Annotated in this window: 21 protein-coding genes and 2 pseudogenes; 7 read left to right on the top strand and 16 right to left on the bottom strand. The window is 67.4% G+C overall.

What is annotated here, in order from left to right; all coding sequences use genetic code 11:
- Nucleotides 1-24: 24 nt before the first annotated feature.
- Both FND50_RS12170 and pruA read right to left on the bottom strand, forming a co-directional pair.
- The gene (locus FND50_RS12170) at nucleotides 25-1002 is read right to left on the bottom strand and encodes a proline dehydrogenase family protein (protein ID WP_144285938.1); all 978 of its coding nucleotides are present in this window, start codon (nucleotides 1000-1002) and stop codon (nucleotides 25-27) included.
- Nucleotides 999-2639 carry an L-glutamate gamma-semialdehyde dehydrogenase gene (gene pruA / locus FND50_RS12165; protein WP_144285937.1) on the bottom strand — a complete coding sequence of 547 codons (1641 nt, stop codon included), beginning with the start codon at nucleotides 2637-2639 and terminating at the stop codon, nucleotides 999-1001. The genes FND50_RS12170 and pruA overlap by 4 nt, the downstream gene beginning before the upstream one ends.
- 156 nt (nucleotides 2640-2795) lie before the next feature.
- Here pruA and FND50_RS12160 point away from each other — a divergent pair, with 156 nt between their 5' ends.
- Nucleotides 2796-3386, top strand: a complete 591-nt coding sequence (locus FND50_RS12160; RefSeq protein WP_144285936.1) for a hypothetical protein — start codon at nucleotides 2796-2798, stop codon at nucleotides 3384-3386.
- Nucleotides 3387-3838: 452 nt separating this feature from the next.
- Here the strand turns inward: FND50_RS12160 and FND50_RS12150 are convergent, their stop codons facing one another.
- The gene (locus FND50_RS12150) at nucleotides 3839-4966 is read right to left on the bottom strand and encodes an NAD(P)/FAD-dependent oxidoreductase (protein WP_144285935.1); all 1128 of its coding nucleotides are present in this window, start codon (nucleotides 4964-4966) and stop codon (nucleotides 3839-3841) included.
- Between the two features lie 27 nt (nucleotides 4967-4993).
- Nucleotides 4994-6013, bottom strand: coding sequence for a methyltransferase (locus tag FND50_RS12145; RefSeq protein ID WP_144285934.1), 1020 nt, complete (start codon nucleotides 6011-6013; stop codon nucleotides 4994-4996).
- A gap of 107 nt (nucleotides 6014-6120) precedes the next feature.
- Here FND50_RS12145 and FND50_RS12140 point away from each other — a divergent pair, with 107 nt between their 5' ends.
- The gene (locus FND50_RS12140) at nucleotides 6121-7245 is read left to right on the top strand and encodes a helix-turn-helix transcriptional regulator (RefSeq protein ID WP_144285933.1); all 1125 of its coding nucleotides are present in this window, start codon (nucleotides 6121-6123) and stop codon (nucleotides 7243-7245) included.
- A gap of 331 nt (nucleotides 7246-7576) precedes the next feature.
- On the opposite strand, the gene FND50_RS12130 is transcribed toward FND50_RS12140, so the two are convergent.
- The 7 genes and pseudogenes from FND50_RS12130 to FND50_RS12095 all read right to left on the bottom strand — a co-directional run bounded on the left by FND50_RS12130 (nucleotide 7577) and on the right by FND50_RS12095 (nucleotide 15153).
- Nucleotides 7577-7822, bottom strand: a complete 246-nt coding sequence (locus tag FND50_RS12130; RefSeq protein WP_260850971.1) for a hypothetical protein — start codon at nucleotides 7820-7822, stop codon at nucleotides 7577-7579.
- A gap of 43 nt (nucleotides 7823-7865) precedes the next feature.
- A pseudogene (locus FND50_RS12125) lies at nucleotides 7866-8810 on the bottom strand (3-carboxyethylcatechol 2,3-dioxygenase).
- A gap of 119 nt (nucleotides 8811-8929) precedes the next feature.
- Entirely contained in the window at nucleotides 8930-9799 is an 870-nt protein-coding gene (locus FND50_RS12120; RefSeq protein WP_144285931.1) for an alpha/beta fold hydrolase, read from the bottom strand.
- A complete protein-coding gene (locus FND50_RS12115; RefSeq protein ID WP_144285930.1) occupies nucleotides 9796-11706 on the bottom strand; it encodes an FAD-dependent monooxygenase in 1911 nt (636 codons plus the stop codon). Before FND50_RS12115 ends, FND50_RS12120 begins: the two co-directional genes overlap by 4 nt.
- Nucleotides 11707-11710: 4 nt before the next feature.
- Complete coding sequence (locus FND50_RS12110; protein ID WP_186301326.1) at nucleotides 11711-13057, bottom strand: MFS transporter; 1347 nt, start codon at nucleotides 13055-13057, stop codon at nucleotides 11711-11713.
- A 170-nt stretch (nucleotides 13058-13227) separates the two neighbouring features.
- On the bottom strand, nucleotides 13228-14019 hold the full coding sequence (locus FND50_RS12105; protein ID WP_144285928.1) for an IS5 family transposase: 792 nt from the start codon (nucleotides 14017-14019) through the stop codon (nucleotides 13228-13230).
- A gap of 408 nt (nucleotides 14020-14427) precedes the next feature.
- Nucleotides 14428-15153, bottom strand: coding sequence for a GntR family transcriptional regulator (locus FND50_RS12095; RefSeq protein ID WP_144285926.1), 726 nt, complete (start codon nucleotides 15151-15153; stop codon nucleotides 14428-14430).
- A 364-nt stretch (nucleotides 15154-15517) separates the two neighbouring features.
- Between FND50_RS12095 and FND50_RS12090 the strand changes: the two genes are divergently transcribed.
- The 5 genes and pseudogenes from FND50_RS12090 (at nucleotide 15518) to FND50_RS36085 (ending at nucleotide 19072) form a co-directional block, all read left to right on the top strand.
- Nucleotides 15518-16591, top strand: a complete 1074-nt coding sequence (locus FND50_RS12090) for an LLM class flavin-dependent oxidoreductase (protein WP_144285925.1) — start codon at nucleotides 15518-15520, stop codon at nucleotides 16589-16591.
- A gap of 29 nt (nucleotides 16592-16620) precedes the next feature.
- Nucleotides 16621-17241 carry a cysteine hydrolase family protein gene (locus tag FND50_RS12085; protein ID WP_144285924.1) on the top strand — a complete coding sequence of 207 codons (621 nt, stop codon included), beginning with the start codon at nucleotides 16621-16623 and terminating at the stop codon, nucleotides 17239-17241.
- A 125-nt stretch (nucleotides 17242-17366) separates the two neighbouring features.
- Nucleotides 17367-18475, top strand: a pseudogene (locus FND50_RS12080) (alcohol dehydrogenase catalytic domain-containing protein).
- A 143-nt stretch (nucleotides 18476-18618) separates the two neighbouring features.
- On the top strand, nucleotides 18619-18873 hold the full coding sequence (locus tag FND50_RS12075) for a WhiB family transcriptional regulator (RefSeq protein WP_240961044.1): 255 nt from the start codon (nucleotides 18619-18621) through the stop codon (nucleotides 18871-18873).
- 37 nt (nucleotides 18874-18910) lie between these two features.
- Nucleotides 18911-19072 (top strand): hypothetical protein, encoded by a 162-nt coding sequence (locus tag FND50_RS36085; protein WP_167120753.1) that lies wholly within the window; start codon nucleotides 18911-18913, stop codon nucleotides 19070-19072.
- Between the two features lie 627 nt (nucleotides 19073-19699).
- On the opposite strand, the gene FND50_RS12070 is transcribed toward FND50_RS36085, so the two are convergent.
- The 5 genes from FND50_RS12070 to fdxA form a co-directional block, all read right to left on the bottom strand.
- Nucleotides 19700-20146 (bottom strand): hypothetical protein, encoded by a 447-nt coding sequence (locus FND50_RS12070; protein ID WP_260850970.1) that lies wholly within the window; start codon nucleotides 20144-20146, stop codon nucleotides 19700-19702.
- Between the two features lie 104 nt (nucleotides 20147-20250).
- Complete coding sequence (locus FND50_RS12065) at nucleotides 20251-20874, bottom strand: hypothetical protein (protein ID WP_144289036.1); 624 nt, start codon at nucleotides 20872-20874, stop codon at nucleotides 20251-20253.
- Nucleotides 20875-22044: 1170 nt separating this feature from the next.
- Nucleotides 22045-22938 carry a hypothetical protein gene (locus FND50_RS12060; RefSeq protein WP_144285922.1) on the bottom strand — a complete coding sequence of 298 codons (894 nt, stop codon included), beginning with the start codon at nucleotides 22936-22938 and terminating at the stop codon, nucleotides 22045-22047.
- A gap of 45 nt (nucleotides 22939-22983) precedes the next feature.
- Nucleotides 22984-24084: a succinyldiaminopimelate transaminase gene (dapC, locus tag FND50_RS12055; protein WP_144285921.1), complete on the bottom strand. Its 1101-nt coding sequence runs from the start codon at nucleotides 24082-24084 to the stop codon at nucleotides 22984-22986.
- 2 nt (nucleotides 24085-24086) lie between these two features.
- Nucleotides 24087-24410 carry a ferredoxin gene (gene fdxA, locus FND50_RS12050; RefSeq protein ID WP_005263360.1) on the bottom strand — a complete coding sequence of 108 codons (324 nt, stop codon included), beginning with the start codon at nucleotides 24408-24410 and terminating at the stop codon, nucleotides 24087-24089.
- Nucleotides 24411-24489 lie beyond the last annotated feature (79 nt).

Here is a 24489-nt window from a genome sequence, read left to right as displayed (position 1 = left end):
GGAACCGAACCGCGACTGCACCGGTCAGTCCCGGGTGACCACCGAGCGCAGGAAGAACCGCAGGTTCGAGGGACGCTCGGCCAGCCGCCGCATGAAGTACGCGTACCACTGACTTCCGTACGGCACGTACACCCGAACCTGCTTGTCCTCGTTCGCGAGCCGACGCTGCTCGACGTCCCGGATCCCGAACAGCATCTGGTGCTCGTAGGCATCCGCGGCGCGGCCGGTGCGCCCGACCAGCGGGGCGACCGCGTCGATGACGGCCGGATCGTGCGAGGCCACCATCGGGTACCCGGATCCGTCCATGAGGATCCCGAGGCAGCGCAGATACGACGCGTCCACGGCGGCGCGGTCCTGGAAAGCCACGGACTCGGGTTCCCGGTACGCCCCCTTGCAGAGCCGGACTCTCGAACCGGGGCCGGCGAGGGCACGGCAGTCGTCCTCGGTGCGTCGCAGGTACGACTGCACCACCGCACCGAGCCAGGGGTGGTCGCTGCGGAGTTCACGCACGATCGCCAGCGTCGAATCGGTGGTCGTGTGGTCTTCGGCGTCCACGGTCACCCACACCCCGGCCGCCTCCGCGGCGGCGCAGATCGTGCGGGCGTTGTCGGTGGCGATCCTGCGACCGTCGCCGGCGAGTGCCAGCCCGAGCGCCGACAGTTTCATCGACACCTCGAGGCGGCGAACACCCGAAGTCCCTTCCGCGGCTTCCGATAGCGCTCCGAGATCGGCTACGAGCGCCAGATATTCGTCGACCGTCGCCTGGGCTCCGGCCGCGTCACGCGTGTCCTCACCGAGGAAGTCGATCGACACCGACCGGCCCGAATCGAGGATCTCCCGGACGGTTGCGAGCGCCGACTCCCGGTTCTCCCCGGCGACGAAGCGGTCGACGAGTTTCCGTGTGACGGGGGCGCCGGTGACCGCCCGTTTGACGCGGGACGACCGGGCGGCCGCGAGGATCGCCGGGCGCAGCGGATTCGCCAGAACCGTGGGCGCTTTCATTCCGACCCCATGTGCGGATATCGGTAATCGGTGGCGGGGACGAACGTCTCCTTGATGGTGCGGGCCGACACCCACCGCAGCAGGTTGAGCTTGGACCCGGCCTTGTCGTTCGTGCCCGAGGCGCGGGCCCCACCGAACGGCTGTTGCCCGACGACGGCACCGGTCGGCTTGTCGTTGACGTAGAAGTTTCCGGCGGTGAACCGGAGAGCAGACGTTGCCTGCTCGACGGCCTGGCGGTCGTCGGCGATCACCGCACCGGTCAGCGCGTACGGGGCCGCCGAGTCGACCGTGGCGAGCACGTCGGCGAACGCGTTCGGCGCCGAGTCGTCGTACACGTGCACCGTCAGGATCGGACCGAAGTACTCGGTGGTCATCGCCTCGTCGGCCGGGTCGTCGGCGAGGAGCACGGTGGGGCGGACGAAGTAGCCGACGCTGTCGTCGTACTTGCCGCCGACGGCGATCTCGAGACCGGTAGCGCTGCGGGCGCGTTCGATGGCCGCGACGTTCTTGTCGTACGCACGCCGGTCGATGAGGGCACCGCCGAAATTCTCCAGATCCGTCACGTCACCGTAGGTGAGGGCGTCGACTTCCGCGGTGAACGTGTCCCGCATCCGCCGCCACAGCGACTTCGGGACGTACGCACGGGAAGCGGCCGAACACTTCTGGCCCTGGTATTCGAACGCACCGCGGATCAGCGCCGTCCGCAACACGTCCTCGTCGGCCGACGCGTGCGCGACCACGAAGTCCTTCCCGCCGGTCTCCCCCACCAGCCGGGGGTAGCCGGCGTACTTCCCGATGTTCGCGCCCACCTCGCTCCACAGATGCTGGAACGTCCGGGTCGACCCGGTGAAGTGGATACCCGCGAGGCGAGGATCGCTCAGCAGCACCTCCGAGACCGCCTGCCCGCTGCCGGTGAGCAGATTGATCACACCCGGAGGCATTCCCGCAGCCTCGAGCAGCTTGATGGTCCAGTACGCGGCGACGGTCTGCGTCGACGACGGCTTCCAGATCACCGTGTTGCCCATCAACGCGGGCGCGGTCGGCAGGTTGCCCGCGATCGCGCTGAAGTTGAACGGCGTGATGGCGTAGACGAAGCCCTCGAGCGGACGGTATTCGAGCCGGTTCCACACACCCGGTGAGGAGATCGGCTGATCGGCGAGGATTTGGCGGGCGAAGTGAACGTTGAAGCGCCAGAAGTCGATCAGCTCGCACGGCGCGTCGATCTCCGCCTGCTGAACCGACTTCGACTGGCCGAGCATCGTCGCCGCGGCGAGCGTCTCGCGCCACGGCCCGGACAGCAGGTCGGCGGCGCGCAGGATGACCGCGGCCCGGTCGTCGAACGGGAGGGCTCGCCAGTGCGGTGCCGCGGCCGTGGCCGCCTCGACCGCCGCCGACGCGTCGTCGTGGGTGGCGCTGCGCAGTGTGCCGAGCACGGCGGCGTGCCGGTGGGGTTGCACGACGTCGACGCGCTCGCCGTTGCCGTGCCGGTGTTTCCCGCCGATCACGTGCGGGATGTCGACGGGATTGGTGGCGATGTCGGTGAGTGCCGATTGCACTCGGGAACGTTCGGGACTGCCCGGCGCGTACGTGTGGACCGGCTCGTTGGTGGGCACCGGAACCTGGGTGATGGCGTCCATGCTGCCTGCCTCCTGCCCTCAGATCGTGAGGAACTGTGACCGGGACCGCGGGCGGACGGGGACACCCGTCCGAGCGGAACCCTTGAGCCCAGGTTAGCGCCGGATGGGGGTACTCATCCGGTTTTGACGCGCGGGTCGGCTGGCTACCATCGGCACATGGCCGAACGGAATCGCGTGTCACCCCGATCCGAGATCGTCGCCATTCCACTCCGTGGCCGGTTCATGGGGAACCGGGGCTGCCTGCACCGCGCGCACACCGTCGTGCGCAACCATTCCGGCAAGCGGTGGATCATCTGCGTCACCGACTACCCGGCCCGCACCGTCGCCCAGTGGAGCGAGGGCCATTACACGGTCCTGTTCTTCCACGACGAGGCGGTGGCCCTCGCGGCCGGGCACCGGCCGTGCGCCCTCTGCCGACGCGAGCGGTACAACGACTTTCGCGCCGCCTGGCAGTCGGCACACGGGGGCGGGCAGCCCGGCGCGGACGAGATGGACGCCCGGTTGCACGCGGAACGGCTGGTCGGTTCCCACCAGCGCACGCACGAGGCCCCGTGGTCGTCGTTGCCCGACGGGGCCTTCGCGCTGCTCGACGGCGGACCCGCGGTCGTGCTGGGTGACACGGTCGTCCCCTGGTCGGCCGAGGGATACGGGACTCCGGCGAATCGGCCGACCGGCACCGCCACCGTCCTGACACCGCCGTCCACCGTCGCCGCCCTCGCAGCCGGCTACCGACCGGACGTCGCGTAGGACTGTAGACGCTAAGAACGCCGCTCAGGCCCCTGCCCCCGGCCCCGCAAATTCTGCACCCGGTGATCTACCTGCGGAGATCCCCGATCCTCCGGCGGATCCCGCGGCGGCGGCTCCTCCGGTGCCCATACCGGCCCCGGTGCCCATACCGGCCCCGGTGATAGCACCCGTCCCAGTGCCCTCGGCCACCGAACCGGGCCATGACGGGACGGCACCCGCGCCGCTCGCCCAGCCAGTTCCCGCACCCCCGGTCGAGTGCGGCCAGGGTGCCGTTCAGGATTGCGCGGTTCCCCCCAGCGCCACACGGCTGCGCACGTCACACAGCACGGGGAGGCTGGCGAGGTTTTTCCGCCGCGGGTGGTACTCGGTGCGGTGGTCAGGGTTCTGGTCTGCGCTGGAGACCCGTGCGTAGCCAGCGCCGGGGCAGGGCGGGAGAATCCTACCGCCGACGCTCACCGCAGTTCCCGCGCGATCGCTCGGGCCGCGCGGCGAGCCTGCTTCGCCGCGAACCCGATCTGCGACGGCCTGGGCACGAACCCGATGAAACGCAACCTCGCGGCGGCCGGCTTTTCACCGGTGGCGTGCGGCCAACCTCGCTCGTCCAGTACGCCGAGGTGCCCGACCAGCTTTTCGAGTTCCTGGCGGAACCCCGTCGCGCAGACCATCGCCTCCGGGTCGATTCGCACACCGTCCACCAGCCACACGCTGTCCGCGTCGAGTGACTCGACTCCGCGAACGACCTCGATGGACCTGTCTCGGATCGCGGCGATGAGCTCCTTGTCGACGATCGCCGGTGCCACGCCGAGGCGGGCGCTGCGGGCGAAGATCCCCTCGTCGGGGATCGGTAATCCGAACTCGCGCAGGTCGCCGATGCTCCTCTCCCGGCCGAACCGAGCGATTGCGTCCGCGATAGGGACCGGGGCATGGTATAGCGGCGTCGCGATGAAGTCTCCCGGCATGCCACCAGGTCCCTGGCGGAGCATGATGTTCGGTGGCGTGCGAGCCGAAAGCCAGACCTTTGCCGCGCCTCCGGTGGCGAGGTCGTAGGCAATTTCCATGCCCGAGCAGCCCGCTCCCACCACGAGGACCCGTTTCCCGTTGTACTGCGAGGGATTCCGGTACTGCGAGGAATGAACCAGTGCACCCCGCCAGTCCCCGCGTCCGGGCCAGTCCGGGACGAAGGGCTCATGATCGAAGCCGGTCGCGACCACCACCTCGGCAGCGTCGACCGAACCGGCAGCGGTGGTCAACCGCCAGTGCCCGTCCGTTAGGTCGAGCCGTTCCACCGGGCAGCCCAGGCGCAGCTCGATCCCGTCCGCACGTGCGTGCCGCTCGAGATGCTCGATCACCTGTTCCCGCGTGGGAAAGGTCGGTGTGCCCTTGGGGTAGGGGCGATTCGGCAGGTGGGAGAACTGCCTGCCGGTGTTCAGTCGCAGCCGGTCATAACGAGAGTGCCACGACGAACCGACGTGGTCGGCTCGGTCGATCAGCAACGGGTTGATGCCACGGTCGGCGAGGGCCACCGCCGCCGCGACCCCGGAGGTGCCGGCACCGACGATTGCGACTTGATGCTCGCTCATCGTGTGCTCCTTGGGTGTTGTCTTGTTTCATGCGGTTTCGGCGGCAATGACGCTCATGGGGCCGGTGAGCGAGCGATGGTCGCGGTAGCGCCAGCCAGTGTCCTGCAGCCAGGCGATGCCTTCTCCGACGCTGTAGACGTCGCCGTGTTCGAGGTGGACCGCGAATTCGCCCGCCATCAGGGCAGCCGCGACCGGCTGGGTGTGGGTGGGGTCGGTCCAGAAGTCGGCAATCAGCAGCGTGGCGCCGGGTGCGGCGACGTCGCGAATGCGTTGTAGCAGCGCACGATTCTGCTCCGGCGACCAGTAATGCACCAGGTTCGCGACCAGGAAGGCGTCGTATCCTGCGGGCAGCGGGTCGGCCATCGCGTCGCCGGCGCATACGTCGATTCGTCCCTCCAGCCCGACCGACGCGATGCGGTCCTGCGCGGTCTGGGCAACCGCCGGCAGCTCGAACACGGTCGCGCTCAGTTGCGGGCAGTGGCGCGCCACCGCGATGGACCAGGAGCCGGTGCCGCCGCCGATGTCGAGGAGTCGATGACTGCCGGACAGATCGACCGTGTCCGGCAGGGCGAGCGAGGGGCCGGCCGAAAACGCCTCGATACCGATCGAGGCGATGGGTTGCAGGGCGGCGTCGAGGTCGAAGATCTGGCGTTTCGGCCCGCGGGCGAGTGCGCCGGCCAGATCTTCCCACGCCGGGAAGCTGATCTTGTCCCAGAACCGCAGCAGTGGACGCAGGTCGGCGGGCGATCCGCCGGCGAGGAACGCGGCCGCCGTCTCGGTATTACCATACTGTTCGCCTCGGCGTTCGAGCATACCCAGCGCGACCATGGCGTCGGCGCTGATCCGGGTGGCTCGGGCAGTAAGCCCGGTGCGGGCGGCCAGGCCATGCAGGTCGGTGGGGCCCTCGCCCAACGCCTCGAACAAACCGAGTTCGCTGGCGGCGAAGAGGTGTTTCGCGGCCATGAACCCGGACGCCAGCTGCATGATCGGCTCCGGGTTAGGCAGGTCGTGGTCGGTTTCGGCGGAGGTATGGGCTGTCATCGTCATGAAACCAGCGTCGTCGTTGTCGGTTCTGCGTCATATCCCTGATTCCTGGGGAATTCACCCAGATTTCTGGGGTGGGCAGCCCTAACCTGCTGCGATACACTTCGGACATGGCGCAGAGCTTGCTGCCACGCGTCCGCGATCAAATCTCGCGTGCCGTCGCCGACCAGCTCGACTGGGTGGGGTACAGCGCGCGAATGAGCGAGGCCCTGCGCACGGTGATCCCACATGACCGCTGCTGCTGGCACACCGTCGACCCGGGCACCATCCTGTTCACCGGCAGCGTCAACCGGAAGGTTGGGTGTTCCGGATCCTGGTTGGCGCACTACGAATACGAGGTCGAGGACGTCGACAAGTGGGCGTTTCTTGCGCACAGTGGCCGCCTGGCGGGTGCACTTAGTCTGGATACCCACGGAGATTTGTCCCGCAGTGCACGGCACCGTTCGCACGAGGCGTACGGAATCGGCGACGAGCTGCGGGTCTCCCTGGTGTCGGACGGGGTCTATTGGGGTGCAGCGGCATTCCTGCGCGATGCGGGCGCGCCGTGGTACACCGCCGAGCACGTCCGCGCAATCGCCGCGCTGGCGCCCGCGCTCGCGACCGGTCTGCGACGTTCAATGCTCCACGAGGTCGAGGCCGCCGTGACGACCGTGGACTACGGCCCCGGCGTGGTGGTCTTCGACGCCGCGGGCAACCCGGAATCGGTCTCACCCGCCGCGGAACGCTGGATCGACGAAATTGTCGAGGTCCCGGCGCCGTCGACGCCGTTCGAATCGAAGGTCGTGCAGGCCATCGCGGCCCGGGCGCGGGCGATCGAACCGGGCACCGATCCGCTGGAACTTGCCGCGCGCTCGCGGGTACGCACGCGATCCGGCGCCTGGCTGTTGCTGTACGGGACCAGGCTTTCCGGCGTCGAAGACGGACGCACCGCCGTCATCATCCAACCCGCGACGCCGCATGAGATCGCGCCCGTCATTGCCATGGCCTACGGACTGTCCCAACGCGAATGCCATCTCACTGCGCTGTGCATCCAAGGGCGATCGACCAAGGAGATGGCGCACGCAATGTCGTTATCCGTCTACACAATTCAAGACCACATGAAGTCGATCTTCGACAAGACCGGGGTGCGCAGCCGCGGGGAACTGGTGGGGCAGATATTCCTCGAGCACTACGCGCCACGCTGGGAGCTTGCCTCCTCCCCGCCATCCGGATGGTGGGCGAAGGGCATCAACTGAATTCGCCGAACTCTCAGCTGTCCGTATCTGCTTCACGGCCAATGGCGCGCCAACCAAGAAGGTTCACCGCCCGAACCATCTCTCCTTCCACGACGCCGGCGCTCACCGACAGATTGCCGTCGACCAGGAAGATGCCCCTCGCACATTCTGTCGCCGCCGCAGCGAACGGAGGTGGCCCCGATTCCCTCCGTTCGTCCTGCAAGCCCAATCCCAATTCACACGACCCACGGCGGCTCCCCGAGTCCGGCAGGCAACGCCATATAAAGCTGCGAAATCAATGCCACATATCGCCGTGAGTCACAGCCATCAGCTTGTCGAAAAGTGCAGTGGACTAGGGTTTTCGACATAGGTTCTCGACACAGGTTTTCGACGCCTCCGACGTGCCGAATCCGCCGATCAGACCGGCGGCTACCGCCGCATCGACGTTGCGGGTTTGTACGCGGTAGGCGGTGTCGATGTCGGTCCGCCCGATCAGATCCCGTACCGGGGTGCATGGGGCACCGGCACGTTCGGCGTCGGCCAGCCGTGCGGCGGCGTCCTCGATCAGGTGATTGTCTACTGGGCGGACGGAGGTCATCCGGGGTCCCTTTCGTTGGTCGGCGTGATGGGAGCGGCGGGGTCTATTCGTCGACGGCGACGGCGGTGTTGATGCCGAATCCGGCGATCCACTCCGGGATTTCGCGGTAGAAGGTCGAGGTGACTCGGTACTTTCCGGCGGCGCTCATCGCCGCGTACGCGGCGATCCAGGTGCGCACTTCGTGGGAGGAGTGCCCGGCCTGCTTCGACGAACCATTCATTGGTCCAGGAGTCGATCTGCTCGATCTCGCCGGAGGCGAGAACGTCGAGCAGGTGGCGATCCCATTGCGGGTTGAGCGGCGCAATGGTGGCCACCCCGGCAGCGAAGTCGCGACCGGCGTCGATGACCCGCTGTTCGCGGGCGTTGCGCTCGTCCTCGGTGGGGTTCCGCCCGTCGATGAGCTTCTCCTTCACCTCCACGGGGCGGTGGCGAACTGCGGTACCGGCGGATCGTGGGACAGCCCACCGGATCCGACGAACAACACCCGCTTGTCCAGGTTCGCCGCGGCCCGCCCGACTGACTCGCCGAGTAGCCGGACCCGGCTGACCGGGCCGAGCGGTTCGGCGACGGAGTTGATGAAGATCGGGACGGTCGGGACCGCGGTGATCGAGCCGACCAGCAGCTGCAGGGCCTGCGCGAAGCCGTGGTCGACGTGCATGCGTTCGGAGAACGCGACGTCGACGCCGCTGGCGAGGACTTCCCGGGCGAGGGCGTAGGCGGCGTCGCGGTCGACGCTCAGCGGTCCGGATTCGGTGCCGTAATCGCCGACCGACTGGGCCGCGGCACCGATGCAGAACGGGGGCATCAGATCGTAGTAGACCCCGTTGTAGTGATCCGGGGCGAAGATCACGATCAGGTCGGGGGAGAAGTCGGCGATGAACGTGCGCGCATTCTCGAACGCGGCGTCGACGTCGTCGATCACGGTTTGGGCCGGGTCGTTTCGTCCCATGAGGGGGGAATGCGACATCGTGCACAGCGCTACGGGCATCGTCTGTTTCCTTCTGGTTCTCGCGCGGTTCGTCGACCGGGAGTGCGAGGGGTCGGGGTGGCTGTGTAAGGGGCGCCGATCGCGGGTGCCTGCTCGCGGTGGCAGACACCCACGGGCGATCAGTCGCGGTCGAGCAGGAAATCCAGGTGCAGCTGGTTGAACGTGTCCGCGTCCTCGTACTGCGGCCAGTGCCCGCAGTTCTCCATGATCGCGAGCTTTGCGCCGGGAATGTGGGAGGCGATCCGCTTGGCTTCGTCGACGGGACCGGAAGGGTCTTTGGTGGTCCACAGCACCAGCGCGGGCGCGGTGATGCCCTCGAGGGTGGCGTCGGTGATCATGTTGCGTTTGCGGGTTTCCGGGTCCTGCAGGGCCATGTTCGCCTCGCAGGCCTTGAGCCAGTCCGGCTGTTGGAAGATCGCCTGCCGGGTGCGGATCAGGTCGTCGGTGACCATCGCCGGGCTGGCCATCAGCCACTCGAGCCGGGCCTGGACGCGTTCCCAGCTCGGGTCCTTCGCCGCCTCCATGGACAGGGTGTAGAGACGTTCCATCACCTTCGGGTTGGCCATGGTGCCGCCCATGGTGTTGAGCACGATCCGCTCGACCTTCTCCGGGTGATCGTGCGCGAACTGGGCGGTGACCCAGCCGCCGAGCGATTCGCCGGAGAACGAGGCCTTCTCCACGCCGATCGCGTCCATGAACTGCAGGACGTGGTCGATGTAGTGCTTGATCTCGAGCGGGTGATCGGGCTTGCTGCTGTAGCCGTGGCCGATGAAGTCGATCGCCCACACGTTGAAGTGCTCGGCGTGTGCGGCCAGGTTGCGGACGTATGCTTCGGCGTGGCCGGTGATGCCGTGCAGCAGGATCAGTGCCGGCTTGGAGGTGGCGCCGGCGTGCAGGTACCGGGTCCGGTAGGGGCCCGCTTGGATGAAGCCCTGGCTGAATTCGACCTGGTTCAGATCGTTCCAGACGCTGGTGTACGGGCGGGTCATCGGTTTACTCCCTCGGTTGTGGTGCTGGTGGCGGAGGCGGGTGCTGCGTCCGCGGGGGTGGTGTGCGGGACGGTGATCGGCACGGCCCGGGTGTTGTACTGCGGCTCGTGCGTGGCGCCCGGGGCCGGTTCGCTGCTGCCCGACGGGCGGTCGAGGACTGCGGTGAGCGCGTCCTCGAGGCTGGTCAATGCTTCGCTGTCGTCCCAGACCGGGGCGCTGTGCCGCCACGCGATGTACCCGTCGGGTCGGACGAGGAGGGCACCGGCCTCGTCGATGTCGCGGACCTGCCGCCAGTAGCCGTAGGGGTCGATGGTGCCGGGTTCACCGACGACCACGGTCCGCAGGAACGGCACGTCGAGTTTGGCGGCGGCACGCTTCCACGCCTGGCCGCCGATTCCGGTGAGCAGGGTCATCATTCCCTTCCCGGTGACATCGAGAGTGGAGATGCGGGTGCCGCCCTCGCCGACCAGCCACGCGTGCGGCAGCTTCGCGCCGGGCCGGGTGGTGGCCTGCAGGTACAACTGCCGGTCTCGTGCCCACACCTCGTCGCCCGCATCGGGCTCGGGGACGACCGCGGAGGAGGCGTAGCGCTGGTTGAGTTCGACTCCGTGGGCGTTGAATTCGGTGTTCTTCACCTCCAGCGCCTCGTACAGCTGCTCGCGCAGCGCGACCCCCTCGGGCGTGGGTTCCTTCAGCTTCGCCAGACCGGCGGCGACCGGATCGTCGCTGCCGGGGTCGAACCACTCGCGCAGCCCGGCGTAGTCCTTGCGGGACTGGTTGGCGCGAGCGACGATCTGCTTGCCGACCGGGACCCGCTCGGGCGAATAGGACTCGAGCAGGCCCTGCCCGGCGTAGCCCTTGACGACGAACGCGACCTTCCACGCCAGGTTGAACGCGTCCTGGATGGAGGTATTCGATCCCAGCCCGCTGCTCGGTGGGTGCCGGTGCACGGCGTCACCGCCGCACAGCACCCGCCCGGACTGGTAATGCTCGGCGTACTGCTGGTTGACGTACCAGAAGGACCGCGACACGATCTCGACGTCCAGGTGCGGGTCGCCGACGAGGGTCCGGATCTGTTCGAGGACAACGTCGTCGGAGACGTCGGGCTGGCCCTTGGCCATGTCGAATCCCCAGCCGGCGATCCACTGGTTCCACGGCTTGATCGCCCGCAGCAGGCCCATGCCGATCTCACCGAACCCGGCCTTCGAGTTGACGATCCAGTGCAGGATGGACGGCCGGTGAGCGACGTACTTGCTCAGGTCCGCGTTGAAGAGCACGTAGGCGGTGCCGGCACGGGCCAGTTCGCCTTGGAAGGGAAGGTCGATCTTCTCGGCGATCTTCGAGCGAGCGCCGTCGAAACCGAGCAGGAAGCGGGCTCGCTGGGTGAATTCGGTGCCCGAGCGGACGTCGCGGAACCGGACGGTCACCCCGTCCGCGTCCTGGGTGTGGTCGAGGTATTCGGTGTGGAAGCTGATGATCGCGCCGCGTTCGGCGGCGTTCTTGATCAGCACCGGCTCCATCAGCGGTTGGGGGATGTCGAGCATCGTGCACGGGCTGCCGGACAGGTAGTCCCCGTAGCGGGTATCGCCCGTTCCCCAGGTCTGCATCCGGACGATTTCTTCGCCGGCCAGGCTCGTGGTGAACAACGTGTCACCCATCTGGTCCCACGGTGTCGCGTATTTGCGTGCCTCGTCTTCGACGCCCAGGTCGCGGAGCACCTCGACGGCGCGCTGGTTGGTGATGTGCGCGCGCGGCGAGTTCGCCACCCAGGGGAACATCGAGAGGGCGTGGACGCGCAGGCCGTAGGTTGCCAGGGCGAGCGCCGCCGTGCCACCGGCGGGCCCGAGTCCGACGATCACGACGTCGGTGTCGTAGGAGGTTCGGTCGTGGTCACTCATGTCTGTCATCACTTCACTTGTCGAGGACACGCAGGTCCGTGGCCGTGTCCTGGGTTGAGAATGTGGTCACCGCGGGGGTGGGCTGGGCGGAGCCGGCTTCGTCTCGAACGAGTTGGCTCGCTGCGCCTTTGCGGCCCCAGCCGCCGGGCAGCAGGATCACCGAGACCACCGAGATCGCCGAGACCACCAGCAGGTAGGCGACGATCGAGGTGCTGGACTCGGTGGAGGCATACAGGGCGGTGGCGATCGTCGGCGCGAACGCCGAGCCCACGACCTGGGAAAGGGTGTAGCCGATCGAGACGCCGCTGTAGCGCACGTCCGCGTCGAACACCATGGTGAACAGGGATCCGGTGACTCCGGCGGCGGGTGCCATCGCGATCCCGAAGACCAGCACCTGTGCGGCCATGAACAGCCAGGGGTTGCCGGTGTTGATCAGCGCGAACGCCGGGGCGATCACCACCCCCATGGCCACGGCCCCGAGCAGATACATCGTCTTGCGGCCGAAGGTGTCGGAGAGGGCCCCGAAGACCGGGTAGAGGATGACGGCGACGATGCCGGCGACGAACACCCCGGCGAGGGCGAAGGTGCGGCTGATCCCCGCGACGGTGGTGCCGTAGGAGACGAGGTAGGCCATGCAGATGTAGGCGAACACGCCCTGGGACAGGTAGGTCCCCGCGATGAGCAGGATTTCCTTCCAGTGTTTGCGGAATGCTTCGGCGATCGGCATCCGCACCACCGCGCTCTGCGCCTTCACCTCGGCGAAGTCGGGGCTCTCGGTCAAAGACAGGCGGATGAACAGCCCGATCACGATCAGTACCGCACTGAACAGGAACGGCAGTCGCCAGCCCCAGCTGAGGAACTGCTCGTCGGGCAATTGGGAGACCGCGAAGAATGCCAGGGTCGCGACGCTGGTCCCGGCCGGGGCGCCCATCTGGGAGAAGGATCCGAAGAAGCCCTTCTTCGCGGTCGGAGCGTGCTCGACGGCCATCAGTGTGGCCCCACCCCACTCGCCGCCGACCGCGAAGCCCTGCACCAGGCGCAGCAGGGTCAGCAGGATCGGGGCGGCGATCCCGATCTGGGCGTAACCGGGCAACAGTCCCATCAGGACGGTGGCCGAGCCCATTCCGACCAGCGAGATCACCAGCATCTGCTTGCGACCGACCCGGTCACCGAAGTGACCGAAGACGATGCCGCCGAGCGGGCGGGCGAGGAAGCCGACCCCGAACGTCGCGAAGGACAGCAGGATTCCGATTGCCGGGGACACATCGGGGAAGAACAGCGTGGGGAACACCAGGGCGGCGGCGGTGCCGTAGATGAAGAAGTCGTAGTACTCGACCGTGGTACCGATGAAGCTGGCCATCGCCACCCGTAGTGGTGTGGTGGCTGCGGGCTTCGTCGAGGAAGCGGAGGTGTTGCTCACGGTCGGGCTTCTCCGATCCGCGGGCCGAAACATGCCGGCGCCGCGTGGACCAACCTGCGCGAAGCGGTCGTCATGGCCGCTCCTTTCTCTGAGAGCGTGATTGAGAACAGTCAGGTTCGGGCGAGTCGCCTGGTCATGGTCGCGATGGCGGCGATGAGAACCATCGCTTCGTGGTGTTCGGGCTTGGCCTCGTAGTCGCGGACGCAGCGGCGATACTTGTTGAGCCAAGCGAAGGTCCGTTCTACCACCCAAACCCGGGGCCGGACATGAAATCCGCTACTACCAGGCTTGCGTTTGATGATGTCGACCCGCAGGGCCAGAACACCTTTCGCCCAGCCGAGCAGGCGTCCGGGGTAGCCGCCGTCGGCCCACACCAGCCGGATCGTTGAAAACGCGCCGCGTAGCATGGCGAGCAGCCGGTGCGCGGCGTCGCGGTCCTGAATTGAAGCGGCGGTCACCACGACTGCCAACAACAGCCCGGTCACGTCCACCGCGATGTGGCGTTTCACGCCGTTCGTTCGTTTGCCGCCGTCCCATCCGGTACGGGATCGGGGCACCGTATCGGCGACCGGGACAGTCTGTGAATCGATGATCGCCGCGGTCGGACAGCGATCCCTTCCGGCCCGCACCCGCAGCCGGTCGCGCAGCGTGTCGAGGATGCGCTGCCAGACCCCGCCACGGGTCCAGCGCACGAAGATCGCGTACACCGTGCCGACCGGCGGAAACTCCGCCGGCAGCTGCCGCCACGCGATGCCACCCCGAACCAGGTACAGGATCGCGTCCAATACGATCCGGCGGCAATGCTTCTCGGGTCTGCCGCCGCGACCTGTCGTGTTGCCCGGCGGCGGCAGCAGCGGTTGCAGGATCTCCCACTGGGCGTCGGTGACCGACGACGGGTACACCGCGCAACGGTGCCCGCCGATCGCGTCGGGCGGACAGGACGGGCACGGTGAGATGGACAATGATGGCATGGGTGGGCTCCTCGGTTCGGCTGTGACATCGACCTCACCAACCCAACCAGGAGCCCACTTCCATGCACTGACCACAGCAGACGCACCTCGTCGAGTTCTCAATCACCCTCTGAGGGATGTGAGAGAAACATTCGCAACTGGAATGCTAGACGTCTAGAAGTGAAGCTACGTCGCCGTGGAAGGTGACGCAAGTCTCTCCGGTGTGCGAGATGCGACCCGCAGTACTCACCGGCACGGGACGCCAGTCATCGTCAAAGGGTGTTTCGCCCGGCAGTGGGCATAGAAAAGGCCCGCCCCGTGCAACGTGTGGTTACGGGGGCGGGCCGCCGGTGGGGCGTCTCAGCCGGCCAAGTCGTCGGCTTCGTCGCGGATGACCGAAATGGTTCCCACGATGTGCCGTTCCATGGCCTCGCGGGCTCCCGCCTCGTCCTGTTGCCGAATCGCCTCGATGATCGCGTGGTGATCATCCTGGCGTTCGGGGAGGGCGCTCGACAGCGGGTTGGTGATCCCGGTGGTGTTGATCAGGAAGTCGGACATGTCCCACATCCGCTGGCTGGTCTCGGCCATGATCCGCGAATGCGCCATTGTGTGGATGGCGGCGTGGAATTCGCGATTGTGGATGCGGTATCCGTGCGCGCGCACCTCGGGGTCGTCGGAGGTGAGCAGCGCATCGATCCGCGACGAGATCAGGCCCAGCTCGATGAGCTGGGCGTCAGTCCGGCGGGCGGCGGCGACCGCCGCGATCGTGCCCTCGAAGCCACCGAACAGAGTGAAGAAGTCCTCGACCTCACGCTGGGTGTAGGAGACGACCTCGCACCCGCTCTGCGGGAAGATGTAGACGAGCTTGTCGCTGGAGAGTCGGCGCAGGGCGTCCATGACGGGCTGCTTGCTGACCCCGAACTCCTGGCGGATGGACTCGACGACGATCTTCTCCCCGGCCGCGTAGCGTCCCTCGAGCAGTCTGGTCTTGAGGATGTCGTACATGGCGGCGGAGAGCCGCGCGCCCGAGGTCCGGACATTCGCGAGAAGGGCGGCAGCCTCCGGATCGGTGCTGGTGGTGCTCATACGTACACGCTTTCGTCGGGCGCGCTGATCATGGTGTCCCCCTCGTCTGCGGCGCTCACCACAGTAACTTGCATTCTAGTACTTGTGGTCCGCGTCACTGTCAGCTACGGTCATCTGGAACGCTAGAATTCCAGTTTTGAGGTGCACGGCTTGTTTTGCCAGCGCAACGGGTCGGCGGCAACTCTTCCAGAACGGGATTGCTCCGCTCAATGCCGTTCCCTTTCAACGGAATTGCTCACCGTTCCGGCGCTTGCGCGCCCCGGCCCGGGACCGAACACACAGTCCCGGATCGCCCATCCCGCGAGCCAGTCGCCCTCGTTCATGGAGTCGAACCACACCAGCGGGTCAATGCAAGGAGAAGAAGATGGAATTCTGTATCGGCACCTGCGCGAAGATCGACCAGGTCGCGATGGTGAAGCAGGCCGAAGACCTCGGGTTCTCGCACTTCGGTGTCGGCGAAGGACCCTTGCTGTTTTCCGACCCGTACCAGTACCTGGCGCTCGCAGCGACGCAGACCAGCTCGATCAATCTGGGCACCATGGTCACCAATCCGCTGACCCGGATCGCCCCGGTCACCGCGAACTCCATGGCCACCCTCAACGCCCTGGCACCGGGGCGTACCTTCCTCGGTATCGGGACCGCCAACAACGCGCTGCGCTCAATGGGTAATCGCACCGCGAAGATCTCCGAACTCTCGCACGCCATCGAAGTCTCGAGGGAGCTGATGGCCGGACGCCGCGTCACCCACAACTGGCTCGGACAGTCCCGGGAGGTGGAGTTCCTCGACAAGGACAGCGGTTTCTACAACGTCACCGACCACATCCCGATCTGGGTGGCCGCCGGCGGACCGCGCGGGCTCGCCGAAGCAGCCAAGTACGCCGACGCCGTCGTCTACTGCCTCGGACCGAACGTCGAGATGATCAAGCTGATCCGCAGTCGCCTCGACAAGGCGGTCGCCGACGCCGGCCGGGCGCCGGGCTCGGTCAAACTCGTCTCCCTGTCCTGGTTCTACCAACTCGGCAGCGGTGAGACCTGGGAAGACGGTGTCACCAACGGTTTCGGTTCCGGACCGATCAGCTCGTGCATCACCAACGCCGGCCTGATGGACCAGCACCGCGACCAGCTGGGCGATTCCATCGTCGATGCCTCCATCACCGCCGCGCAGCAGTATTTGGGCGACCCGAAGGCCCCGGACCAGCCGCACTACCTCGACGTCTGGGCGAAGTACCTGCGCGGACTCGATCCTGCACACCGGCCGATCATCACCAAGGATCTCGTCGACTACTGGTGCCTCTACGGATCACCCGCCGAGCTGCGGGACAAGGCCGCCCTGATGCGCGAGGCCGGTGTCGACATCCTCCAGGTCTTTCTGTCCAACCCCTTCACCGCGGCCCGTGACATCGACAACATCGGGCACTCGATCCTCGCTCACGCGTAAACCCGCACCCCCCGAACCAGGAGCTATTGATGGAACTCGACCCCCGCACCACCGCCGTCGTGGCCGTTCACTGCCAGGGCGACGTCGTCGGCCCCACCGGCGCTTTCGCCGACTTCTTCCACCAGCAGGTGAGCGAACGCCGCGTCATCGACCAGATCGCCGCGCTCATCGCCGCGGCCCGCGAAGCCGGCGCCCCCGTGGTCTACACCCGGGTCGCCTGGAAACCCGACTTCTCCGACCTCGAGGTCAATTCACCGCTGCTGGGCATCGTCGCCCAGTCCGGCTGCCTCAAAGAGGGCAGCGAACTCGCCGGGATCGTCGAACCGCTGAAGCCGCACGGCGACGACATCGTGCTCACGCACCAGCGGATCGGCGCCTTCGCCGGGACCGACCTCGACACCATCCTTCGGGGCAAGGGCATCACCACACTGCTGTTCGCCGGTGTGGCCACCAACGCCTCTGTCGAGGGAACAGCCCGCGTTGCAAGCGATCTCGGCTACCACGTCGTGATCGTTGAGGACGCGTGCTCGGCGGCCAACCCCGAAGCGCACGAGGCGAGCATCAACTCGCTCGGACTGCTCGCCGAGATCGCCACCGTCGACGACATCCGGACCGCCCTGACCGCATCGGTCACCGGCACCACCGCCTGAGCACACCACCACTCGAAACCCCGGTTGCACTGGTGTGGGCGCCCCGCGGCGCCCACACCAGCACTCTGTGCGCCTGCCAACCCCATTCCCAGTCCGAAGAACACACCACTCAGGAGTTTCCTTTCATGAAGTCGACCATGCGCGTTGCCCGCCTCCACGAGATCAACCAGCCGATGCAGATCGAGGAACTCCCGATCCCCGAACCGCGGGCGACCGACGTGCTGGTGCAGGTCAAGGCCTGCAACGTCGTACCGACCTGTCCAACGTGCTCGCCACCTACAGCGAATGGTTCCCCTACCTGCCGCTTCCGAAGCTCCCCGCCATCTTCGGCCTCGACTCCGCCGGCGTCGTCGCCGCCGTCGGCAGCCACGTCACCGACGTCGCCGTCGGCGACCGCGTCTACGTCAACCCCGGAATCTCCTGCGGCGGCTGCCGCGCCTGCCGGCAGGGGCACGATCAGAACTGCGACAAGTACACCTTCATGGGCTACTTCTCCTTCGGCGCAGACGGCCAGGAGATCTTCGACGCCTACCCCTACGGCGGGCTCGGTGAGTGTCTGACTGCGCCGCAGCGCAACCTGGTGAAGCTGCCCGACTCCGTCAGTTTCGAGGAAGGCGCCCGATTCGGATACCTCGGCACCGGATACTCGGCACTGCGCAAAGCCGGCGCCGGCCCCGGCTCCACCGTCCTGATCGATGGCATCTCCGGAACCCTGGGTCTGGGCACCTGCCTGAGCGCCCTCGCGCTCGGTGCGAGCCGCATCTTCGGCACCGGCCGTAACGCCGATCTCCTCGAGGATGTCCGATCCATCGCCCCCGATCGCATCCACGTTCTGCCTGCCGGCGAGGGCGACCTGCGCAGCTGGGTGCGCGAGCACAACAACGGGGAGGGCGTCGACATCGTCATCGACTCACTCGGCCCCGGCGCACCGGCAGAATCGTTCCTCGACGCCGTCACGGCGCTGCGTCGCGGCGGTGTGGCCGTCGACATCGGCGGCATGATGGAACGCCCACCGCTGGACATGTTCTCGCTGATGTGCAGCCAGATCAGTGTCCTCGGGAGCCTGTGGTTCTCCACCGCCGAGGCCCAGGACATGGCGGACCTCGCGGGTGCCGGGGTCCTCGACCTGTCGGTCTTCGAGCATCACAGCTTCCCGCTCGAGAAGATCAACGAAGCTCTCGCCGACCTCCCGGCCCGGCACGGCGGCTTCACCAACTTCATCAGCGTCCCCTGATCCGCCTGCGCCCCGCATCACCCACCGGTGCGGGGCGCTCGACCGCCCTCCGGCAAGAAGGGAGCATCGTTGTGCGGGCCTTTCGAACCGTGAGACAAAGCGACCTACCCGAGCCCGAGGAACTGAACTGGCGACTCGCCGCGATGTGCCGACTGGTCAGTCCTGCCCTGTTCTTCCACCCCACCAACGAACGCGGACCCAAGAGGCAGAAGCGCATCCACGAGGCCAAAAAGATCTGCTCCCAGTGCCCCGTCCAAAGGCCATGCCGGGACTACGCACTCGCCGTGCGAGAACCCTTCGGGATTTGGGGCGGGATGTCCGAAGAGGACCGCGACCGCATCCTCGGCCTCGGCCGAGGCCGAGGCCGTGCCGAAGACACCACCGAGCGCAGCGCGTGAGGACAGGCCGATCCCCGGATGAAAAGGGAGAATACCCATGCCGATCCTCCTCCTCCACGCCGTGATCGCCGGATTCAGCGTCGTCAGCGGGTGGCTTTCGGCACCGCTGAAGAGGCCCGTGGCCGCGCTCGCGCACTCGTACGCGGTCATGCGATGGTCGGCTCTGATTGCAGTCGAGGACGCTGCCGAGCACCGCTGACCGGGCAGACTTGCGGTAGCAGTCTCAGCACTCCAGCGTCGCTGTCGGACAAGACGCTGATGCGACGGACAGGGCGGCAGAACTCCGCGAACCCAGTGATTAAGAGTCACTTGCTCTACCCGAGATCGCGGCCGATGTCGCATGGTCCGACTCGCAACCCACAGGGAACTGTATCTGCCGCGCGGATGTTGCTGTCCGTGCCTGCGAATGGGTGTCGCGCCCACTGGATAGAATTGCTGCTCATGCTGACAGCCGGCGGCGAAACACGTCCTCGGCTCGACAAGCCGGGTAGTCGGCCGATCTCGGTGGCGTAGGTGCAGCAAACAAACACTCTCCGGCGGGCACCGGGGTTGCGCTTGTGTGCAGGCCATGGGCTTCGCGGTTGCGTCGACGCAACCGCACCCACATAACGTGAGTGCCCGAGGCAGTAGCCGAGGGAAGTGGTTCGTGTAGGAGGTCTCCGGGGCGTAAGTACCCCTGTAGGCAGCCCCACCTAGCGGTTTCCAGCCTTGCGCGCCCACCCACATACGATGAACGCCCCTCAGTGATGAGGGGCGTTCTCGTGTTTCAGACCCTGACGACGGTGATGCGGTGGGAGATCTTCGCGCGCATGCTGCCGCCGCGGCCTCAGGCCCAGGCATGGACGTCGGGGATCCACAAGAGGGAGTTCGAGGGTCGGTCGTGGGTGTACCGGAACGGGGTGGCGGCGCCGAGTTCGTCCCGGATGATGCGGTTGTCCTCGTGGTCCTGATCGCATGACTCGATGACCAGGTTCGTCACTGACATCTGCGCCAGGTCCCGCACCGCGGCGGCCAGGGTGGCGTCGCGGGCCTGGCGTTCGTTGACCTTTCGTGAGCTCATCACATAGATCCGGCTGTTTGCCTCCAGCCGGGCGACCTCGGCGACGATCTTCGGTGCCAGCTTCTTCCCCACACCGGTCATATGGATGCGGGTGTGCCCGGGCGATCGGAGCGCGTTCGTCTGCTTCCGCAGGGCCGTCAGATCGCCGGTCGCCACGGTCACCACACACAGGGCGTACTCGCCCCGTTTGGATTCGTCGATGAACGCATGCACGCGGAGCAGTCTCTCACCAGCTCGGGCAACCTCTGCAGGCCATACGGCAGGGTCAGTTCCGGCTCTGCCAGTCAGGCACAGAGATTCGCTGTGCCGACGACGAGCTACCAGAGGGTGAGGGGTAACCCGGCCGCTTCGGCGCATCTGATCCGCTGTTCGATGCTGTTCGGATCCTCGCCGGAGGTAAGGCCGGTTCGGATTGCGGCGGCGATGGCACGGGTACGCCCGGCAGGACCGCGGACGTCGGAAAGCGGGCTGGCGAGGTTGCGCCGCCGCAGGTGGTACTCGGTGCGGTTGACGGCGTTGGTCCCCAACCGCATGTGCGCGGGGTTGACGCAGCCGGCGGAGTCGCATTGGTGACACAGCACCGCGTCGTCGGCGCCGGACCACCCCAGCCGCGGAATGACGCCGTATTCGAGCTGATAGGCGAACAGATGCGCGGGAACCGTGCCACGACGAGAGGGGCCGGGCAGGCTCGCCCGGAAGGATCCGTGCCCGGTGGACGAGACACTGCCGAACCACACCGTGCACCGGCCACCCGGGCGTCGGTAGGTCTTCGCCTCGAATCGCGCCACGACGGTGGGATCGGTTAGCCAGGACCGCCACAGCCGTGCGGGGACCCGGATCGGTTGCTGCTGGCCGATCAGGGCGAGTTGCTCGATCTCAGAGACCGCCGGGGAGGCGGGCATCCCCGGCAGCATCGGTGCGCTGGCGGCGGCGGTGACCATGGTTTCCCTCCGCTCCCTAGTGCTGTTACCCGGTGAGGCTAATGGGCGGTCCCGACACCAACTTTGGTGAAGACCCTGAGCCGCGGTGGTGTCACCGGGGCGGCTGTGCGGTGCGTGCGGCGAGGTAGACGGCGTGGTCGCGGGCGGCGAGTGCACTCTACCGGGTCGCGGCGCCGACGGAGATGCCGAGAAGGTCGGCGAGTACGGGTGCGGGCAGATCGGCGGCGAGTGCCACCAGCGCTGCCCCGCGGGCCGGCCGTACCGGAATCCCGGCGTTGCGCAGAAGGAGGGCGAGCCGACCGGAATCGAGGTGTGCGCCGGGGCGGCGGCCGGGAACAACCAATCCGGTGTCGTTGACGAAGGCGCCCCGCGACGGCGGCGATCCGGTCTGCTGGCGAGTTCGGTGGTCAGCGCGGCGAGTGCCGGCGGCAGCAGGACGGGACGATCGCGCAACCGTAGGGTGCTGTCACCTCGGCTGTCGATGCCGAGATCGCTGGCGGTGAGTTTGACGATGCGGGTGGGGATCTGACCGTAGAGCAGGACTAGGACACCGGCTACCCGCACCCGCAGATCGAAGCCGTCGTCGGTCAGGCACCGGCGTAGCGCGGACCAGCGTTCGTCGTCGGCGAGAAGCTGGGAGGGAAGACCGTCGCGGCCGAGCCCGGACACGTGCAGGTCGGCGGCACGATCGTGTTGGTGCGCCCAGCGCAGAAAATCCCGCAGTCGGTGGCGGGTGCTGGCCCCCTCCCCCAGCCAGCGGTCGACGTCGGCCTGGGTCGCCTCGGCCAGTGCGTGGTGGTTGTCGGTGAGCCACGTCAGGAACTGAACGGCGACCTGAGGGCGGACACGCGTGTACTTGGATGCGCTGACGCTGAGGTGCCCGCGTGCGGCGCACCCGCGCGCCCGGCGCAGCACCGACCAGGACGCGTACGCGCGCACCGTGGCCGCGAGATCGGTGGGCAGGTCGGCGACAAGGGTGTCGAGCCAGGGCGCAACCGAATCGACGGCGTTGCCCCGAGGTTGGAGGGCACCGGTGTGGAGGAGGATGCTGCGCAGATGCTCGACCGGGATGTCGGTGCCGTGGTGGTCGAGCACGGCGTGGGTGATCGGGGCACCGGCGGCGACGTTGTAGACCTCGAGTGAGCTGCAGGTCAAGGATCCGGGACGTCCTCAGCCGAGATAGTCGACCGCGCGCCGGGCTTCCTCGACGCGCCGCTCCGCCGCGTCGAGGTCTCGTTCCCCCCGGTGCACCGCCTCCGCCGAAGCCTTCTCCGCGTTCCGCGTGAACTGCCGCTCCTGCTCGGCGTGTTCGAGTTCGGCGCGCAGTTCCTCGATCCGGTGGTCGATCTCCGTCAGCGTCGACCGCGCCTTCTCCAGTTCCGTTCTCGCGTCGTTCAGTTCGCCGCGGACCTCGTCGGCCCGGGACGTGGCGTCCGCCAGTTCGGCCCCGGCCGCCGCCCGTTCGGCGGCGCGGTCGCGCTCCGGCAACTTCTTCTTCGACGTCTTCCCCGACTTCTCGGCCGGAGGCGTGGGGGTGGGTTCGGGCTTCCCGCCTTTCTTCGCGGTCTTTCCCTGGACGACGGTGAGTCCGGCCGGACCGAAACCGCTGTAGCTCGCCGCCGTCACCACCCGGCCGCGCCGCACCTGTTCGGCGGTCTCGGCGTCGGCGAGAGCGGCGTGCAGCGTCTGACCGACATCCCGCAGCGCGTCCTCCCCGACTGTCCGGCCCCGCTCGGCAGCGAGTTCACCGGCCTTGCGCGCCAACGCGCGCACTACTTGCTGCCGTTGCGTGTTCAGTCGCCGAAGGTCCGAGCCGGACAGGTGTCGCTGCGCGTCGCGGAGAGCGTCACCGAGGGTGAGGAGCGCGTCGACCTCGTCGGGCAGCTCGCGGGCGAGCAGGTTGACGAGCCAGCCGACGACCGTCGGCTTCCGCAGCTTCCCGATCTCGGCTGCCAATGCGCGGTCCTTGTTCTGCCGCGCCGCGGTCACCTGCGCGGTGCGCGCCTCGACGAACTCACCGGGGTCCAGGCCGTACAGTTCGTCGGCGACGTCGTCGAGGGTCACGGCCCAATACTTTCACCGTGACCGCGCCGCTCGGGCCGACTCGGGTCAGACCAGTCGTTCGGCCGCGGCCGCGATTCGTTCATCGCTGGCCGTGAGGGCGATGCGCACGTGGGTGCCGCCGCCGGGACCGTAGAACTCGCCCGGTGCCACGAGAATGCCCCGCTCGGCGAACCACTCGACGGTGTCCCGGCAGGCTTCGCCGCGGGTCGCCCACAGGTACAGCCCGGCTTCGGAGTTGTCGACGGTGAATCCGGCGCCGCGCACCGCTGCGAGAAGGATCTCGCGGCGACGGCGGTACCGCTCACGCTGCTCGTTCTCGTGGTCGTCGTCGCTGAGTGCAGCGGTCATCGCCGACTGGATCGGCAACGGCACCATCATGCCAGCGTGCTTGCGGACCTCGAGAAGTTCGGCCACCAACGCCGGGTCACCGGTGACGAACCCCGCGCGGTAACTCGCGAGGTTGGACGTCTTCGACAGAGAGTGCACCGCGAGGAGCCCGGTGAGATCGCCGTCGTTCACCCGCTCATCGAGGATCGAGAGGGCTTCGCCCTCCCAGCTCAATCCCAGGTAGCACTCGTCGGACGCCACGATCGCGCCGCGGCGACGCGCCCAGTCGACCACCTTGCGCAGATGCTCGAGACCGAGCACCTTGCCGGTGGGGTTGGACGGCGAGTTCACGAAGATCAGCGACGCGCCCTCCGGGCCGAGCCGGTTGAGACCATCGGCCCGGATCACCCGCGCACCGGCGAGGAGCGCACCGACCTCGTAGGTCGGGTACGCCAGCTCCGGAATGACGACGAGGTCGTCGGCGCCGAGCCCGAGAAGGCGTGGCAGCCAGGCGATGAGCTCCTTCGTGCCGATCGCGGGCAGCACCGCAGCCGGATCGATGCCGGTGATTCCGTAGCGGCGACGCAGCGCCTCCACCGCGGCGCTCCGCAGCTCTTCGGTGCCGTGCGTCGTCGGATATCCCGGAACCGCGGCGACCGCGGTCAGCGCGTCCTGGATGATCGGGGCGACCGGATCGACCGGGGTCCCCACCGAGAGGTTGACGATGCCACCCGGGTGGGCGAAGGCTTTCGCCTTCGCCGACTCGAGCGAGTCCCACGGAAAGTCGGGAAGTGCTTGTGCTACCGGGATTCGAGGCACATCTAGTCCTCGCCCATGGGGGGCAGAGCCTTGACGAACGGCGGGTCGTAGTCGACCTTGCCCAGCTTCGCCGCGCCACCGGGGGAACCGAGGTCGTCGAAGAAGTCGACGTTCGCGGCGATGTAGCCGTTCCACTGGTCCGGGACGTCGTCTTCGTAGAAGATGGCCTCGACGGGGCAGACGGGTTCACAGGCGCCGCAGTCCACGCATTCGTCCGGATGGATGTAGAGCATCCGTCCGCCCTCGTAGATGCAGTCGACAGGGCATTCCTCGATACACGCCTTGTCCAACACATCCACGCACGGTTCAGCAATCGTGTAGGGCACTGCCGCTCTCCCTGCCTTTCTGACACGAGTAAGCACGAGGTACGGGCCGCTTGTACCCCGCGGAAGAAACTATTATCGC

The organism is Rhodococcus sp. WB9 (assembly GCF_007558985.1).
GTDB lineage: Bacteria > Actinomycetota > Actinomycetes > Mycobacteriales > Mycobacteriaceae > Rhodococcus_F > Rhodococcus_F opacus.
Note: the sequence above shows the minus strand (reverse complement) of the source record. Positions and strands in the feature narration are given on the sequence as shown.

Excerpts from the sequence above, each read along its gene's own strand:
- FND50_RS12090 (WP_144285925.1), top strand. The coding sequence starts at position 15,518 with ATGGAATTCTGTATCGGCACCTGCGCGAAGATCGACCAGGTCGCGATG.
- FND50_RS36085 (WP_167120753.1), top strand. The coding sequence starts at position 18,911 with ATGCCGATCCTCCTCCTCCACGCCGTGATCGCCGGATTCAGCGTCGTC.
- FND50_RS12110 (WP_186301326.1), bottom strand. The coding sequence starts at position 13,057 with ATGGCCAGCTTCATCGGTACCACGGTCGAGTACTACGACTTCTTCATC.
- FND50_RS12170 (WP_144285938.1), bottom strand. The coding sequence starts at position 1,002 with ATGAAAGCGCCCACGGTTCTGGCGAATCCGCTGCGCCCGGCGATCCTC.
- pruA (WP_144285937.1), bottom strand. The coding sequence starts at position 2,639 with ATGGACGCCATCACCCAGGTTCCGGTGCCCACCAACGAGCCGGTCCAC.
- FND50_RS12115 (WP_144285930.1), bottom strand. The coding sequence starts at position 11,706 with ATGACAGACATGAGTGACCACGACCGAACCTCCTACGACACCGACGTC.
- FND50_RS12085 (WP_144285924.1), top strand. The coding sequence starts at position 16,621 with ATGGAACTCGACCCCCGCACCACCGCCGTCGTGGCCGTTCACTGCCAG.
- FND50_RS12150 (WP_144285935.1), bottom strand. The coding sequence starts at position 4,966 with ATGAGCGAGCATCAAGTCGCAATCGTCGGTGCCGGCACCTCCGGGGTC.
- FND50_RS12130 (WP_260850971.1), bottom strand. The coding sequence starts at position 7,822 with ATGACCTCCGTCCGCCCAGTAGACAATCACCTGATCGAGGACGCCGCC.
- FND50_RS12160 (WP_144285936.1), top strand. The coding sequence starts at position 2,796 with ATGGCCGAACGGAATCGCGTGTCACCCCGATCCGAGATCGTCGCCATT.
- FND50_RS12095 (WP_144285926.1), bottom strand. The coding sequence starts at position 15,153 with ATGAGCACCACCAGCACCGATCCGGAGGCTGCCGCCCTTCTCGCGAAT.
- FND50_RS12140 (WP_144285933.1), top strand. The coding sequence starts at position 6,121 with ATGGCGCAGAGCTTGCTGCCACGCGTCCGCGATCAAATCTCGCGTGCC.
- FND50_RS12120 (WP_144285931.1), bottom strand. The coding sequence starts at position 9,799 with ATGACCCGCCCGTACACCAGCGTCTGGAACGATCTGAACCAGGTCGAA.
- FND50_RS12065 (WP_144289036.1), bottom strand. The coding sequence starts at position 20,874 with ATGGTCACCGCCGCCGCCAGCGCACCGATGCTGCCGGGGATGCCCGCC.
- FND50_RS12075 (WP_240961044.1), top strand. The coding sequence starts at position 18,619 with ATGTGCCGACTGGTCAGTCCTGCCCTGTTCTTCCACCCCACCAACGAA.
- FND50_RS12145 (WP_144285934.1), bottom strand. The coding sequence starts at position 6,013 with ATGACGATGACAGCCCATACCTCCGCCGAAACCGACCACGACCTGCCT.